This window comes from Candidatus Ruminimicrobiellum ovillum (assembly GCF_002392975.1).
Taxonomy (GTDB): domain Bacteria; phylum Elusimicrobiota; class Endomicrobiia; order Endomicrobiales; family Endomicrobiaceae; genus Ruminimicrobiellum; species Ruminimicrobiellum ovillum.
Genome location: NZ_DGIC01000010.1, coordinates 1 through 17,350 on the forward strand (window position 1 = coordinate 1; position 17,350 = coordinate 17,350).

The 17,350-nt window shown below is 32.2% G+C and carries 14 protein-coding genes; all 14 read right to left on the reverse strand.

All coding sequences use genetic code 11. The features are described from left to right. Positions 1 to 177 precede the first annotated feature (177 nt). The gene (locus tag B2Y85_RS04685; RefSeq protein WP_372519314.1) at positions 178 to 2,952 is read right to left on the reverse strand and encodes an OmpA family protein; all 2,775 of its coding nucleotides are present in this window, start codon (positions 2,950 to 2,952) and stop codon (positions 178 to 180) included. Between the two features lie 65 nt (positions 2,953 to 3,017). Continuing rightward, positions 3,018 to 4,451, reverse strand: coding sequence for a glycosyltransferase family 39 protein (locus B2Y85_RS04690; RefSeq protein ID WP_372519315.1), 1,434 nt, complete (start codon positions 4,449 to 4,451; stop codon positions 3,018 to 3,020). Next, positions 4,435 to 5,757 (reverse strand): PHP domain-containing protein, encoded by a 1,323-nt coding sequence (locus B2Y85_RS04695; RefSeq protein ID WP_372519316.1) that lies wholly within the window; start codon positions 5,755 to 5,757, stop codon positions 4,435 to 4,437. Before B2Y85_RS04695 ends, B2Y85_RS04690 begins: the two co-directional genes overlap by 17 nt. Before the next feature lie 11 nt (positions 5,758 to 5,768). Beyond that, a complete protein-coding gene (locus B2Y85_RS04700) occupies positions 5,769 to 6,185 on the reverse strand; it encodes an ExbD/TolR family protein (protein ID WP_372519317.1) in 417 nt (138 codons plus the stop codon). A 13-nt stretch (positions 6,186 to 6,198) separates the two neighbouring features. Continuing rightward, positions 6,199 to 6,828, reverse strand: coding sequence for a MotA/TolQ/ExbB proton channel family protein (locus B2Y85_RS04705; RefSeq protein ID WP_372519318.1), 630 nt, complete (start codon positions 6,826 to 6,828; stop codon positions 6,199 to 6,201). Positions 6,829 to 6,856: 28 nt separating this feature from the next. Beyond that, positions 6,857 to 8,161, reverse strand: coding sequence for a hypothetical protein (locus B2Y85_RS04710; protein WP_372519319.1), 1,305 nt, complete (start codon positions 8,159 to 8,161; stop codon positions 6,857 to 6,859). After that, positions 8,142 to 8,834 carry a TonB family protein gene (locus B2Y85_RS04715; protein WP_372519320.1) on the reverse strand — a complete coding sequence of 231 codons (693 nt, stop codon included), beginning with the start codon at positions 8,832 to 8,834 and terminating at the stop codon, positions 8,142 to 8,144. Before B2Y85_RS04715 ends, B2Y85_RS04710 begins: the two co-directional genes overlap by 20 nt. Then, positions 8,818 to 9,513, reverse strand: coding sequence for a tetratricopeptide repeat protein (locus tag B2Y85_RS04720; protein ID WP_372519321.1), 696 nt, complete (start codon positions 9,511 to 9,513; stop codon positions 8,818 to 8,820). Before B2Y85_RS04720 ends, B2Y85_RS04715 begins: the two co-directional genes overlap by 17 nt. Before the next feature lie 22 nt (positions 9,514 to 9,535). Further along, a complete protein-coding gene (pal, locus tag B2Y85_RS04725; protein WP_372519322.1) occupies positions 9,536 to 10,072 on the reverse strand; it encodes a peptidoglycan-associated lipoprotein Pal in 537 nt (178 codons plus the stop codon). A gap of 131 nt (positions 10,073 to 10,203) precedes the next feature. Beyond that, positions 10,204 to 11,859, reverse strand: coding sequence for a ComEC/Rec2 family competence protein (locus B2Y85_RS04730; protein WP_372519323.1), 1,656 nt, complete (start codon positions 11,857 to 11,859; stop codon positions 10,204 to 10,206). A 155-nt stretch (positions 11,860 to 12,014) separates the two neighbouring features. Then, positions 12,015 to 14,123: a glycine--tRNA ligase subunit beta gene (glyS, locus tag B2Y85_RS04735; protein ID WP_372519324.1), complete on the reverse strand. Its 2,109-nt coding sequence runs from the start codon at positions 14,121 to 14,123 to the stop codon at positions 12,015 to 12,017. A gap of 82 nt (positions 14,124 to 14,205) precedes the next feature. Continuing rightward, on the reverse strand, positions 14,206 to 15,051 hold the full coding sequence (locus tag B2Y85_RS04740; protein WP_372519325.1) for a glycine--tRNA ligase subunit alpha: 846 nt from the start codon (positions 15,049 to 15,051) through the stop codon (positions 14,206 to 14,208). Between the two features lie 97 nt (positions 15,052 to 15,148). Then, positions 15,149 to 16,090 carry a glycosyltransferase family 8 protein gene (locus B2Y85_RS04745; protein ID WP_372519326.1) on the reverse strand — a complete coding sequence of 314 codons (942 nt, stop codon included), beginning with the start codon at positions 16,088 to 16,090 and terminating at the stop codon, positions 15,149 to 15,151. After that, on the reverse strand, positions 16,077 to 17,321 hold the full coding sequence (locus B2Y85_RS04750; RefSeq protein WP_372519327.1) for a pectate lyase family protein: 1,245 nt from the start codon (positions 17,319 to 17,321) through the stop codon (positions 16,077 to 16,079). Before B2Y85_RS04750 ends, B2Y85_RS04745 begins: the two co-directional genes overlap by 14 nt. Positions 17,322 to 17,350 lie beyond the last annotated feature (29 nt).

The following is a 17,350-nucleotide window of genomic DNA, read 5'->3' on the forward strand; positions in this document are numbered from 1 at the left end:
CCATCCATCCGGAAGGTGCAAAGTGGTTGTCTTTTGAAGCATTTTCTACATATACTGCAAATGCTTTAAAAGATGATGTTGACTTTGCTGATGTTGATGCTGCTTTTGGTGCTGCAAATGATACTGCTGCTCCTCCTACCATGAAAACGGTTGCTACTAACAAGCTCATTACCTTTCTCATTTTGTCTCTCCTTTTTTATTTTTTTGCGGAACATACTCAACATTGGATTCCTTAGTGGTTTTGTTACCTTCTGCATCTTTCTTCAATATGAGTATTTCCACTCTTCTGTTCAATTCTCTTCCCGCTGCCGTCTTATTGGTTGCAACAGGATATTTTTCTCCCAAACCTACCATAGACATTCTGTTCTTATCAACACCTAATTTCGTTAAGTAATTTGCTACCGATCTTGCTCTTCTTTCAGACAAGCCTTGGTTATATTCATCAGAACCATAAGCATCGGTATGACCTTCAACACTGATATCATTCTTAACATATGAATTCAATATTCTTGCAGCTTCTCTAAGTATCTTATCCGCACTCGGCTTAATATTTGTCTTATCGAAGTCGAAGAGAACCTTAGACGAGAACGACAACTTGAGTCCTCTGTCTGTTGTTTCAACTTTAAGTTCAGGGGTAATTAATCTTACCTTACAAATATTTGATTTAGCTATATTGCCGAATGTATCACTTACTATTAACTGTGCATCATAAACGTCATCCGGTAAATATCTGTTTTCAAAATCTTTACCGTTCCATTTAACAGATTCCGGACATTCTCCCAAACCGTTAAATGTATATACAAGTTTTGAATTTTTATCCAACAACCTGATTTCCCAAGTTGCTATACCGTTCTCATCATGTGCCAACGGATACAATGTCGTTTTCTGACCTTTCGAAGGCATAATTACATCCGGATCCAAACTTAAAGAACAAGTAGGCAAAGTTTCGTCTTTTTCAATTCTGGGTTTATTTCCGAATTTAAATAATCCTTCAAATATAAGTCTTACATATGTTCTTACTTCATCAAATGTTCCGAGCTCGTTTCTTGTTGCGGTATCACCGTCTATTTTCTTAACAATATAATAGTCGGTTTTTCTTCCGCCGACATAATCAACGCCGGCAATTATACATTTTGTAAATTCTCTTGAAATTTGAGCATAATAAACTTCATCGTAAGAAGCACCGTAATCTCTGTGCCAATCATCCGGTCCCCAAACATCTTTACCATATCCCATTCTGAATTTATAAGGTGCTTTATTAACAGCTAAATTTGTTTTAAAGAATCCTGTTATTTCTTTTAAGAAAACTTCCTGACTTGTATAAGGTGTTGAATAAGTTGCGGGATCTTCGCCGACTTCAAAATCATAAATAACTTCATAATCATCAAAGAATATTCTTGTTAAGAATATTAATGAACCTAAATATCTGTCTGTAGGTAATGCTCCGTAAACAGGAAGTCCGGAATAATTTTCCCATACAATTTCACCATATTCGTTTCTACCTACCTGTCTGTCTGTTCCGCCCATATATCTTGTTAATTTAACTTGTGCCGCAAAGGAAAGTAATGCATCTTCTTCCGGATTTAAGTTCCACGAATCAAGTGTGTTCGGCTCATATTGGTAGAACCATGTATCAGGTGTAGGATCATATGTAAATGTAAATGTAAATTCATCTGTTTCTCTGTTATCCCAACCGGTTTGAGGGTTTCTCCACCATACCCAAAGAGGTTGGTTCTGTCCTCTTGCTCTAAGTAAATCAGGTCCCCATGCACTTGCTCTCGCGGGTATAGCCTGCAATAACGGTTTCTGTCTCATATATGCAAAATGTCCGGTAAATTCCGGAGTTAATGCCTTTTGAACGGACAAATCAAACTTTTGTTTATTTCCGGCAGAAATACCTTCGTAAATATAACCCAAATTAATAAAATCAAACCACAATGTATTCGGTATTGATAATTTTGCCGCTCCTCCGAAAGCATCTCCTATATTTGTTCTATCTTGTTTTATCAGTAAATCTGTTCCGTTGGTTCCGTTGGTTACATTTCTTTCGGCTACATAATCATATGTATCACCCATTCTGAAAGGTCTGAATTTTGCACCCAATTGCAATGTACTTCCGCTTATATTAAAATCCGTACTTACTTCGGCCGTTCTCATTCTTTCACCTTCATCACCGTAAGGAATTTCGTGATCCACATAAAATAAATTAACATTACTGCCGAAAATATTTTTATACTTTAAATAAAAACCTTGTTTATAATCTGTAATAGGTTCACCGTACTGCAATTCGATGTTACCGGCTTTACCTTCCATATTCAATTGATACCATTCCGGCATAGCTCTTCCGGTTATCATCAACAAATTATTAGGACCGGTTTCCGCTTGATAAATATTGAACAAATCACCTTCATATCCCCAATGGTAATGAAATTGATTTCTGTTGTATTGCAATTTTGCCCAATCGTTATGAATTTCCGCCTTTGCGGTGTTCCAAGAAAACTGCGGTATTATTTGAGAAGCATCAAACATTCTGTGAGGATGGTTAACTGTCGTCCAATATCTGGATGCATAGTCTGCTATAAACATCAAACCAAACTGTGCACTTGCCCATGTTGCCGGTTTAAAAGCAACATCAAGCCACATTGTTTGTCCCCATCTGTCTTTCCAATCTTGATCTTTTAAAAATCTATCGGTTGAATCGTACCTGAAGTAATTATTCATTAAATGAGGTACCGTATACCAACCGTCACCTCTTTTATTGAATATACCTTCGAACATAATTTCTGCTCTAACGGCAATATCGTAAACATCCAAATATTCAGCATCGGCAAAACCGGGAGTCTGTGCAAAATCATTCCTCGGTTCAACGGCAGAACCTATACCTTTTCCCGCAAATACCAAAACAGGTACACATAAAAGAATTGCGATAATAAAAGATAATTTTTTGAGCATACTATTTTATTATATTTTTTAAGTATCTTAAAGTCAAGTTTTACAATTAAAATTTTAATTGTTTTTTATCTTGATATTTTCTGAATATTGTATTGTCTGACAATATTATTGTTTCTTATAGTTTTTATGTTATCTATTTGCGGCGACAAATTAAAAATTTCATCTATCCTGCAAGGTAACTTCCCGTTATCGGTAGGTTCATACACAAAAGCACCGTTTTTATAATCAAAATCTTCCGGCATGCCCCAAATTTCAAATTGCGTTTTTTTATGACCGTTGGAATACCTGAAAGTTCTTATTTTGTTTTTCGTATAATAAGCTATTGAAGAAGAAAGTTGATGTTCCGGTGTAACAACAAAGTTGTAACCGTCATTCAACAACTTTTCCGCCAACTCTTTATAACCGTGGAAATAATTTGTAGCATCGGCAATTGCTGTTTTACCTGAAATTTTATCTAAAGGTATAATTGTATATTTTGCATGAAGACCTACCAAAACGGAAACAACCAAGTTAAATATAAGAGCTCCAACAACAAGTCTTTGTTTTACTTTTCCGCCTTCAACGAAATATTTTGCCGCAATTATCGAAAATGTAAAATATGCGGGTATAGGCCAGTTGCCTCCCGGCAATCTTTTTAATGCCGTAACCACATAAAATAAAATCACCGGTACGGAAAAAGCTGCCAAATAAATATTTTTAGTTTCTTTGGAAAATAAATATTTTATACCTATATACAATATAGGAAAAAATAAAATAACATTAAAAACTCCCGCTTGTGTTCCCAAATATTCAAAAATATAATTAAATCTTATACCTTTATTTGATAAGCCATGTCCTATTTGATAAGAAAAAGAAGCCCAATCATGCTGCCAGTTCCAATATATTACAGGCAAGAAACATATTATTGAAATTATTATTCCTATATACAGCTGATAATTTTTAAACCAGTTCAACTTTTTGTTAAGAAGCATATATATAAACAAACTCATAATAAACAAACAGGCAGTATATTTTGACAACATTGATAAACCGAAAAACAGTCCTATCAAATACCAATAGTTACAATTTTCCGTATCAATTAACTTCCAAACATAATATGTTGCCAAAGATAAAAATAAAAATACCGGAGTGTCCGGTGTAATAATTATTGATGCGGTAAAAAGTATCGGCATAGAATGGAGAATAACAATACTTGCACTTGCCATAGCTTCATTATTAAAAAGTTTTATTACAAGTTTCCAAAGTAAGAAACTCAAAATTACGGTAACTATTACACTCGAAAAACGAACCGCTATTTCGCTGTTACTAAAAAGGGTAGTAAGTTTAATGAAGTATGCAACCATAGGAGCATGGTCGTAATAACTCGGTTCAAGGTGTGTAGACCACAACCAATAATATGCTTCATCCGAATGTAACGGAATAGAAGACATAAAAAGTTTCCATACTACGGAAATAAAAACAAATATTATAGTGTTTTTAAGATTAAATATTTTTATCACAGAAACCCCAAATAACAAGCCATATTAATATAAGTGATGCTGCCGTAGGAATAATGGTTTCGGGAATCATTACATTACTATAAAAACTGTAATTTAAAAAATAAACAAAATGTAATATACAAAACGAAAAGAAACATGCCAACAATAAAGATGATATTCTTACAATTCTTACAATATTTATTTTGTATAACAAACCGATTAGAATGAATATAATCATGTAAAAACTTAAAACATATTTAAGTTGTGTTGTGGTAACATATATGTATATGAAATAAAACGGTTCGAAAATATATCTTAATTTAGATTGATTACCTTTTATATCATGTACAACTATTTTTGTTTCAGGTTTTTCTTTCATAAGTTCGAAAACGGTTTTATCGTTTTTACTTGGTATAAGAGTCCAAACATTCATCATATAACCGAGTCCGTGCCAATCCGTGGTTCCGAACACAGGCAAATTATTTTTGTTACAAATATCTATTAATTCTTGTCTTGTTTGGTCCGATATATATCTGTATCCGCAATTATAAATTTCAAAACCGTCTATCCCCCAATCAACAAGCTGTTGTAAGTCCGGTCTGTGCCATTTCCACCAATGAGGCATAACGACAAGCATTTCTTTGGAATGAGCCAAGTCTATCATTTCTTTTATGCTTTTACCTTTAAAATCTTCATACCTGAACGGAATATCCGACAGCAACAAAATCGATACTCCTTCTTTTGTTCTTATCTGTATTCCGGGAAAAATATGTTTTTTTGCCGCATCAAACGGAATTGTTTTATATCCTTTCGTGTTATCATGTTCGGTAACAAAAAAGTCGGTAAAACCATGCCATTTATGAAATTTTATGCTCGATAACATATTTGAAATATTATCTCTTGACGAAATAGTATGCGAATGAATATCAACTATTTTATACCCGTGTATATTCGTGATTTTCGGACCTATAACGGGAAGAATTATAACACTGCAGCATAAAGAGACAAAGAAAAAGAAAGAAAAACAAGACACTATAATTGTATTTTTTAATTTTAGATTATTATATCGACAAAACAATATGCCAAACAAAACTAACCATAACAACCAGGATACCAAAGCAAAAACATATCCCGATCTTTCCATGGTCAAAATGTAATATGCAAAAGCATAGAACGGCTCTATAAGAAGTCTATATACAGGCCACTCAAGTATAACATTATTAAGTTTTTCTCCGGTTGAAACATCAATGATATTTGAATTGTAAAAAATGATATTTAATATAACGGAAACAATTATTATAGAAACAAAAGTATATAGTTTTTTCATTTTATAACGGATTAACTATTTTTTTTATTATTCGGAACATCTATGGCCAAACCGAATTTGGAAACACCGGCTTTTTTTGCTTTATCCATAACTTTCACAACCAAATCGTACTTTATTTCTTTGTCGCCTTTTATAACAACAGGTCTATCAGGATACTTCGTAATCATATCTTTTATTGTCTGTTCAATATACTCATCGTGAAATTGTGTTCCGTCTATATATACAAAGCCGTCTTTATCTATGGATACTTCTATAATTTTATCTTCACTGGTTTCGGTTGTTTCGGCAGCCTCAGGCAAGTTAACTTTTATTTGATGTTGAGATAACATAGGTGTCGTTATCATAAATATGATAAGAAGCACTAAAACAACATCTGTAAACGGTGTAATATTTATATCGGCAACAACTCTTTTTTTCTTATCAGACATACCTTTCAAACTCCTAAAGTCCGTCTATAATTTCTTTCAATGCCGAAATAACATATTCCATTTCAACAACAAATTTATCTATAGATCTTGAAAAGAAATTATATGCCACAACGGCAGGAATTGCCACACTGAGACCTGCAGCCGTTGCAACCAAAGATTCGGACACACCTCCGATAACTACGGAAATACCGCCCGAACCCGCTAAAGAAATATCATGGAAAGAACGAATGATACCTAAAACCGTTCCGAACAAACCTATATATACGGATACGGCTCCTATTGTAGCAAGTATCGTTGTGTATTTTTCCAATTTCATAACTTCAGTGGAAATCTTTCTTTTCATTGCTTCTTCTATATTGGAATTACCTGTTTCGGTAAATCTTTGAAGACCGGCAGCTATAGTATTGGAAACCGGGCAATCCATTAACACACAATACCCTATCAAGACATTTACATTTTCGCCCTTAACCAATGTTTCTTTCGCTCTTTTCAGCAAATCCGTTATATCAACTTTAGATTTTCTTGAAAATTCAATAATTTTTAATATAATTACGGATATGGAAATTATTGATATTATTAACAATATATATAACGTCCAACCGCCCAAAGCCAATATCTCGAAAAAACTTTTCCCCGCGAACATAATATAAATTCCTTTCCTTTTCTATAAATTATAAACCGTGAGACCAGGAAGGAGTAAAAGATTCTCCTCTGGTTTCAACCAACTTTCTTACACCGGTACCGTCTATTCCCATAATGTATATTTCGCTTCTCCCGGAACGGTTCGATGCAAAAGCTATAAATCTTCCGTCCTGAGACCATGTCGGATTTTCATTATTTTTTTGATTTTCGGTAAGTCTTATAATTTTTTGTTTAGGTAAATCGTATAAGAATATATCAAAATTACCGTCGTATTTCATTGTAAAGGCTATTTTATCGCCTTTAGGCGACCATGTAGGAGAATCGCAATTACCTTTAGTTGATAATCTTCTTAAGTTTGCTCCGTCAACATCCATTATATAAATTTGAGGATATCCGGCTCTATCGGATATAAATACGATTTCTTTGCCGCTCGGAGAAAAAGAAGGACTCGTATCAATATATTTTCCTTCCGTTAACCTTCTTAATACAACACCTGTATTGTCCAACAAATACAAATTCGGATAAACTCCTCTTGAAAGAGTTGCAACCAATACTTTTTTATCCGGTGAAAAAGATGTCGGAGAATTTAATCCCTGAATAGTGGATAAAGCTTTTCTCTTGTTTTTAGCTATATCCAATACAAACAAATCCGGATTATTATACAAGTATGATGTGTATATTATTTGAGGACTTCCCGGCGCCCATTTAGGCAACACATTAAGTCTGTTATCTTTTGTTAATCGTCTTAAATTATAACCGTCATAATCCACAACATATATTTCTTTAAATTTTGTACTGTTGTTTATAAAGGCAATTTTCGAACAAGCTATACCTTCTTCACCGGTAAATCTTCTTACTATTTCATCATTTATTTTATGAGCTAAATATCTGTAACTTTTAACACTGCCGCTGTATTTGTCTTCCCAAATAAGTTGTTGACTTTCTATATCATATAATTTAACGCCTACAACAAGTTTTGTTTGTTCGATAATGGATATAGAACCTGTTACCAAAACAGATACACCTTTATCCATCCAATATGCAAATTGGGAATCCAAATCAAATTTATAAGACGAATTTGCTACCGCAACATTAAAATGTCTGGATAAAATCAAATCGGATTCCAATGTATCTTTGAAATCCTTAGACAAATTCATTTCCTCAAAAAAACCGTTTACGGGAACAAATTCCGACAAACCTATACTTGCTCTGTTAGCCGTCCCGGACAAAGACAAATATACATCGTTTTCCGCATAGGAAACAGCAAAAAGGAAACAAAAACAAAATATTGTCAATAACGTTCTAATTACATTCTTATAAAAATTTAAATTCAAAATAAACTCCCAAATAATTTTCTTCATAACCTTCCGGTAACGGAGCAAACGGACTTGCCAATTGTACCGCTCTAATGGCATTTTGATCAAAAGTCGTATCACCTGAAGACTCTTTTACATCTACATCGTATACCATTCCGTCTCTGGCTATTTTAAAATAAACAACCGCTCTATACGCCGAAAGCGTTTTAGACCACTGCCAATATTTACTAATCTTTTTAACTATTGTATTGGTATAATAAGAATATTTAAAACTTTTATTCTCTAACATTATACCTTTAGACGAATAATTACTGCCGCTGCCTGCTTTCGGTTGTTCCGGTTGTGTCGCAGTCTGCTTTGCCGTTTCGGCAGGTTTTTCTACAGTTTTCTTTTCTTCAACTTTCTTTTCAGGCTTTTCTTTCTTTTTCACTACAACTTCACTTTTTACTTTTTCCGGTTTTTTAACTTCCGGTTTTGGTTTTTCTACCGGAGGTACAGGTTCCGGAACGGAAACTTCTTCAGCAACTTCTTCAATCACCGGTTGCTGAACCGGAGAAAAGAAAGAAACCTCAAACGGAACCGCCATAAAGACATTTTGATCGCTTTTTTTATGAAAAAGAGCAAAAAAAGTAAGACTGTGAATAAGTATCGATAAAGCTATACAAGGAACTAAACTATTTACTCTTATCATTTGTATAAATTTTTATTTTTTCCTTTGCGGTGAAAGCTTCCGCAGTTTTAGGATAATCCGTTAATATCGTCTGCAAAATGATAACGGCATCATTTTTTCTGTTTAACAATTCTAAGCATAAAGCCATCTTTAATCTTGCAGATGGTATCAAGTTGGAATCAGGATAATTTTCCTCTATTTTTTTATACTCTTCAAAAGCTTCGGAATATTTTTGTTGCGAATACAAAGCTTCCGAGATATAATACTGTGCCTGATCGGCTAAATCATGGTCTTTATATTGTTTTAAAAAAGACTTAAAATCAATAATGGCAACTTCGTATTTACCTACCAAAAATTCATTGTATGCACCTTCATACATTTTTGAAGGTACCTGCATAACATTTTTAGAGTTGTCGCTTTTTTGATTTTTTACAACAACTTCAAGATCCTTTAAATCTTGAGAAAGTTTTGAAGTCTTTTTATATAATTCTTGGATGGATGCGCTGGCTATATCGGTATTTACCAAATTTTCTTCGTATTTGGAATATACTTCAACTTGTTTAGCTTCCATTGCCGCAAACTTTATTTGAAGCTTAGAAACTTCTTTTTTCAAAGCATCAATTTCAGATTGAGACGGAACGGCCGTTACGCATCCGATCAACAAGAACATAGGAAATAATAGTGCTAAAAATCTAAACATCGTGCTGTACAAATATCTTAAACTATTTTATTACTTTTGTTTCGGCTCTTCTGTTTTTAGCCCAACCTGCTTCATTGTGTCTTGTATCTTGAGGCATTTCTTCTCCGTAAGATATAGTTGCAACTCTATCCGGACTTATTCCCAATTGAACATAATATTCTTTTACTTTAACGGCTCTTTTTTGACCTAATGCCAAATTATATTCGGTAGTACCTCTTTCATCGCAGTGACCTTCTACAACAACATTTACAGAAGGATTATCTTTCAAATATTGTGCGTTTTCTTTTAAAACCTTCATTACAGATTGCGGAAGTGAGCTGCTGTCGAATGAAAAGTATATAACTTCAAGGGATACTTTAGAGTCAAAATCCGTTCCTCTTATTGACGGTTCTTGAGAAAACTCTTCAGGTTCCAATAAAGCTGCATCAAGATCTGAAACTTGTTCTGCCTGTTCCTGATCTTCACCGAGTTCATCTTCCGGAGCAACAGTTTGTTTTTTTGCACAGGAACTTACTACTAAACACAAAAACAACATTCCTACTACTAAAAAGTTTTTCATCTCTTACCTCTCCTAAATTTATTTAAAAACCATCTTATTTTTCACTTTAAGATTATATATAAAAGACACTTTATTGTCAAACTTTTTCAGCAATATAAATTTTAATTTTTAAAACGGAAAAACAGAAAATTTTATGAATGAGTTTCCAAAGTGTTTTTTAACACATTAACTGCTTTTATTTTTTTCAAGTTATCGTCTACATATTTTTTATCATAATCGGTATACATTACATCTATTTCTTTTATACCTTGAGCAAGCAGGTATTGTTCCAAATTGTTGAAATAGTATTTATCTTTTTGCAATTCTTTGAAAATTATAATATTTTTATTACCTTTTTCTTTTATATGTGTGGTTATATTCTTTTTTCCTTCAAATGTTTTTGCAAATGTTCTTTGTTCAAAAGGATTTAGCAACATAAAACAAATAATGACGAATAATAAACCTAAAACCTTTTTGTTTTTTATTTCAAACATAATATAAACCGAAAAGTAGTAAAAAAGTATCATTACAATACCCGGAACCGCAAAAAACACTACCGAATAATCAAGTGTGGCAGAATAATTTATGACATATAAAATAAATTTCAAAATATAAGACAATAATAAAGATACCGATAAAGATATATGGTAGGATAAAAATGTTGATACATAAAACACAAAAAACAAACCTATAATTATCGGTATTATCGGAACTATAATTAAATTTAAAACAAAAGAAATAACAGATATTTTCCCGAAATAAAAAACAAGTAACGGGATGAGTGCTATCTGTGCGGACAATGTAACACATACAATATCCCACACGAAATTTATATATTTATTTTTTATTATACCGAAACATTTACTGAATTTAGGATATAAATATAATATTCCCAATGTTGCAAGAAACGAAAGTTGAAAACTCGCCGTAAACAAACTCTGCGGATTAAATATTAAAATTATCAATGCGGATAAAGCCAAAGCATTATATATTAAAGGCTCTCTGTTAAGCATAAGCGTAACGAGCAAACAAGAAAACATTATCGCCGCTCTTATTGCGGGAGGGTTTGCTCCCGTTAACAAAACATAAAAAAACAGTGTAGGTATTGTTAAAAGATAAACATAATTTAATTTTAAACCAAATAACCTAAAACAAAACATAAATATTGCGGCACAAAAACCTATATGAAGTCCGCTTATAACCAATATATGTATAAGACCGGTATTAACGAAATCTTCTTTAATATCTTTATCAAGAAGTGCTTTGTTACCGGTAACCATAGATTTTAAAACGGAAGAAACGGGTTCATTAAAAAAGTTATCTATTTTGGTTTCTATATTATTTCTTACTTTAAAAGATAATTGTTTTATTTTGTTCGGTTGTTTTTCTATAAATTCAAAATTTTGTTGATAAAAAATCGTATAAATGTTTTCTCTTTGAAGGTACAAATTATAATTAAAAATGTATGGAAATACCGGCTTTTCGGGAATATTTAGTTTACCAGAAACAAATATTATATCACCGTATTCTATATTATATGCGGACGAAGCATAAACAAGAGTTTTTTCTTTTTTTATTTTTTGCCCGTCCGTATCAAAAACTTCCAATATAAATTGTTGTTTTTCACCTTTTTGTATAGGTTCGGTTATAACTTTTCCGGTAAGTTCGGTTGTATATTTGTCCGTGTTGTTTATCAGAAAACTGTTTCTTTGTGGCAAAAATATTCCTAAATAATTTAAAAAAACAAGTACAAAAATATATACGAACAAAATCGATATTACAGGACGGTTAAATATTATATTTTTCATTTGCTTTTTAATACAAATAGTCACAAACTGTTTTGATTAAAAATTTTACCATTCGATAGATGTATAGATGTATGGAGATATGGATGTACGGACTAAAATTGCCAAAAGCAATCTTCTATACCTCTATTCATCTATCCCCCCATACCTCGAAATTTTTATTGTAATGATGACAAATTAACAAAAGAGTTAAACTTTTCTGTAATATAATTTATTAACGAAATTCTGTTAATTTTTATATTTTCATCTTCGCACATAACCATAACTTTTTCGAAGAAATTATCCAAGTACGGTTTTACATCGTTAAGTTTATTTATTGCATTTGCATAATCTTTTTTGGAAAGAAGTTCTTCCAATTGTTTATCTATAACAACATATTGGTTATACAAATTCTGTTCCGGCTCTTCTTTCAACAAATCCGTTTTAACGACATCGGAAATATTCAGTTTTTGTTTTTTTGCCTGATTTAAAATATTGCTTGCTCTTTTAAATATTGTTGTTATGGATTCAAATGAACTTTCTTTTCTCAAATTTTGTAATGCATCAAGTTTTTTCTTTATATCGCCCAAAACTTTCAAGCCCAACTTTTGTGAAGGAATAATTACAGCTTTAACTTCATCAAACTTATATCCTTCGTTTTCATAAATATTTTCTATTCTGCTCCAGAAAAACTTTACCAATCTTTGTTTTGCCGTAGCAAAAGTATCTTTTTCTTTAATTTTTTCGGGTAACGAATTTAATGCTGTATCCAAAATCTTTTCAAAATCCGTTTCAGGTAAAAACTCTCTTATCATTCTGACGATACCTATCGCCATTCTTCTAAGTCCGTAAGGATCTGCAGAACCGGAAGGTTCAAGTCCTATGGCAAAATCCGCCGCAACGGTATCTATTTTATCTGCTAAAGAAACAACTACCGACAAAATATTTTCAGGTAAAGTTCCCGAAGCGGATAACGGCCAATAATGTTGTTCTATAGCTTTTGATATTTCATCACTTTCCCCTGCAACTTTGGAATAAATTCTTCCCATTATTCCCTGAAGTTCGGGATACTCAAAAACCATTTCGCTGACCAAATCTGTTTTAGACAAATCTATAACTCTTGTTAAAGTATCTTTATTTATGTTCAACTTGTTTTCTTCATTTATAAAATTTGCAACGGTTTTTATTCTTGTAAGTTTTTCGTAAACCGTTCCGATTTCTTTTTGGAATATAAGACCTTTTAATCTTTCTATAGATTGTTCAAACGGTTTCTTTATATCGTTATCGTAAAAGAAGACCGAGTCTTCAAGTCTTGCAACAACAACTTTTTCATAACCTGCTCTAACTATATCCAAGTTATCGGATTTACCGTTTCTGACATTAATAAAATAGTTCGTTAATTTGCCCATGGAATCTTTAACGGCGAAACATTTTTGTTGTTTCTTAAGACATGTTATAAGAACTTCCGGCGGAAGTTTTAAATATTTTTCGTTAAATTTGCATAATACCGCGGTAGGATATTCTACAAGCTGATTAACTTCGTTAACCAAACTTTCATCCAATATAGCTTTTGCGGAAATCGAATTTGCAACTTCATTTATGGAAGATATTATTCTTTGTTTTCTTTCTTGTTGGTCTACCAAGACACAATTATTTTGTAATGTTTCTTTATAAACATCCGCAGATTCTATAACTATAGGTTTTGTAGTTAATGTGTGTAATCCGATAGTTTTATTTGAAGATTTTATTGCCCCGTCGGCAAGTGAAAATTTTATCACCTTATCGCCGTACATAGCAACGATTGTTCTTATAGGTCTTGCAAATTTTAAGCAGGAACTTTCCCATACCATCGTTTTAGGAAAATATATTTTTTGAATAATTATCGGGAATATTTCGGCTAAAATGTTTGTTACTTTTTCACCCTTAATTTGTTTTGAATAAGTATAATATTGTCCTTTCGGAGTATCTTTTATAACGAGTTGTTCCGGCTTTACCTGATGTTTGTTTGAAAATCCGAGTATTGCCTGTGTCCAGTTCCCGTTAGCATCTTTACCTGCTTTTGCGGACGGTCCGTTAAACTCCTGAACAGAATCTTTACTTTTTTCTTCAACATCGGCTATTGTTAAAACGAGTCTTCTCGGTGTAGCATAAGTTTTTATTTCGCCGAAACTTACCATTTTTTCGGTTAACATATCATTTGCAAATTTTTGCATCTGTTCAAGTGCAGGTGCAATATATGAAGAAGGTATTTCTTCCGTCCCTATTTCAAGTAAAACATTTTTAACCATTTTTATTCCTCTTATTTAACTATAATCTTTTGTCGTTTCTATTCTTCTATACATCTATACATCCATACTTCCGTAAAACAAATTACTTTGTAATTTGTTTTACATATCCTTCAGCCACCATTTTTGCCAAAGTTCTGACTCTCAAAACATAACTTACTCTTTCGGAAACCGAAATTGCACTTCTTGCATCGAGCAAATTAAACAAATGAGAACATTTCATAACAGCATCGTAAGCAGGTAAAACAAGTCCCTGTTCTACAAGCTTTTTTGCTTCGGCTTCCCAATCGTTAAAATGTTGCAACAACATTTTTGTATCCGCAACTTCAAAATTATATTTTGACCATTGTCTTTCATCTTCCAAATGGACATCACCGTAAGTTACATCGTCTGTCCACATTAAATCGTATACGGAATCTTTCTTCTGAGAATACATTGCAAGTCTTTCCAAACCGTAAGTAATTTCCGCGGATATAGGATTTAATTCTATACCTCCAACCTGTTGAAAATATGTAAACTGTGTCGCTTCCATACCGTCTATCCAAACTTCCCAACCGAGCCCCCAAGCACCGAGTGTCGGAGATTCCCAGTCGTCTTCAACAAATCTTATATCGTGTTCTTTGGGATCAAGTCCTATAGCTTTCAAACTGTTAAGATAAAGCTGTTGAACATTTTCCGGTGCGGGTTTTAATATAACTTGGAACTGATAATAGTGTTGTAATCTGTTAGGATTTTCTCCGTATCTTCCGTCGGTAGGTCTTCTTGAAGGTTCAACATAAGCAACTTTCCAAGGGTTCGGTCCCAAACATCTTAAAAATGTTGCAGGATTAAACGTTCCCGCACCCTTTTCCAAATCGTAAGGTTGCCATATCAAACAACCTTCTTTAGACCAATACTTATGTAATCTCATAATAATTTCTTGAAAATTCATTTTTTATTCCTCATAAATCAACAATTTATTTTAAACACAATTTATAATTATATCATTTTAATCATATTTAGTCATTTGTTTTTTCGTATTATTTATATTATTTATATATCAAGCTGTACCATATTTTTTTTAGTGTAACGGATAAAAACCTTTTAACTACCGAAAACAGTCCCGCCCGTTTTACACATTTTCTGTCGAGTTTCATATATTTAAACGGCGTTTTTATAAAATATCTGAACCATTCATGCGATAAAAACAAATTGTAATATTGCCACGGTTTATTTCCCCCGGTCCAATGAAAAACAGCAGGATTTTTATAAGCTTGTTCTATTTCCTGTAAAGAATAAAAAAACTTTGCCGCACCGGATTCAAAAATTTTTAAAGAAGAGTTACTGACATTATATTTTAACGGCAGGAAAAATATTTTACCATAACACACTTTATTCATAATATGTTGGTCAATAGATCCTTTAAAACTGCCAATCAAATCTATACATTGTTTATCTATCTTATTTTCGCGAATTAATTTTAAATTCATAAGAATAACACCGGCATTTATATAATAGTCCATACTTTCCATACCGGTTTCTTTTGAAATATCATCTCTGCAGGTTATATGATTAACCAAACACAAACAACCTGCAACATAATTATCCCCTATATCGGTATTATATAAATCCGTCAAATCTGCTCTTACTATAACATCCGTATCAAGATATATAATTTTATCAAATTGAGGAAATAAAGACGGAATTAAAAATTTGAATGCGGACACATAATTAACATATTTATGTGTTTTAGGAATATTCTTGAAAGTATCTTTCATATCCATAAAAGATAACGAAAAATTTTCGTATTGTTTTTTTAGTTCGGACAATTTATTTTTGTTTTCATCGGTAACGGTATCGGTACATAAAACATAAATATCATAGAAAGCGTCTTTATTTGCATTTTCCAACATTGAAACTATTACCGTTGCCACTGTAAAAAACACTTTATTATCGGAAGACATAACTACGGGAATTTTATTTGAGTTCATATTTCTTTCCTTCTCCGTTCAATATTTGTATTTTTTTATTTGCACCTGCAAAATATTTTAAATTCTTTTTAATTGTTTTAACTTTTTCTAACTCGTAAACATAAGGTATATCAAACATTTTTTCCTTTTTTATATGTAACTTATAATCTTTCAAGTTATCGATTTCGGAATATATCGAATTTTTGTTTTTCAAATCGGGAACATTATCTTTATAAAATAATTGTGAAAAACTGTTGTCGTTATTATCGGATTTATCAAACCAAGATATTATACCTGATTTATGCTTACCGAAATAATTATTCTCCACTATAAAAGTACTTCCTATTCCAATACCTAAACTATAACCGAAATCTCTACCGAAACCTATATCTTCATATAAATTATTATATACATGAGCAACCGCCCATCTTGCTCTGGGCATTCTTTGAACTACTTTATCAAAATAATTGTGATGTAAAGTAATATATACATTGGTTTTGTTTGAAAAGTCATCGTTCGGAGTTAACAACATTACTTTATCATGATTTGTAAAATAGCAATATGATATAGTAATATTTTCTCCTGATTTTATATCTATTGCACCATCATGATAATTTCCATAAATATCTCTACACTTTCCATCGGTAAACGAGCAATGGTCTATCCATAAATTGCTTACTTTTTCTACACTTATATTATCACTGGAACACTTTGTTTCTTTGTTTATTTTAGGATTCTGTTCCGGTGCTCCGTGTGCATCATAAAAAGATATATTTTGTATTATAATGTTTTGTTCATCATGTATTAAAAGACTGCCATACATTATCCTTGCAGTTTCCATTCCGATCAGTGTTGTATTTGAACCTATTGTCACAACAAAATTTTTATGTTTAGGTGTATTATCTTCATTAAACTCATCAAAATAATCATGATTTATATCCGTTATTATTCCACAACTTAAATCTATATCACCATCTATTATCACAAAATTATTTCCGGAAACCGCCGTTCTAAAAGCTTCAACTTTCTTATTCATATCCGGATAAGTCTTATCATCAATTAAAACAAAATTATCGTTTCCATATTTCATTTTCCCCGTATCGGCAAAACCGTATGTTACAATTTCTGTTCCGGGAATAATTGTTATCTTATGTTCAACCGGCTGTTTATTTGATTGACAAGCTGTTATAGTAATGCCGAAAATCAACATTACTAAAAATAGTTTGATATTTTTGTTCCTGTTCTTTTTCATAAAAAATTAAATTTGTTTTATTAAAAACA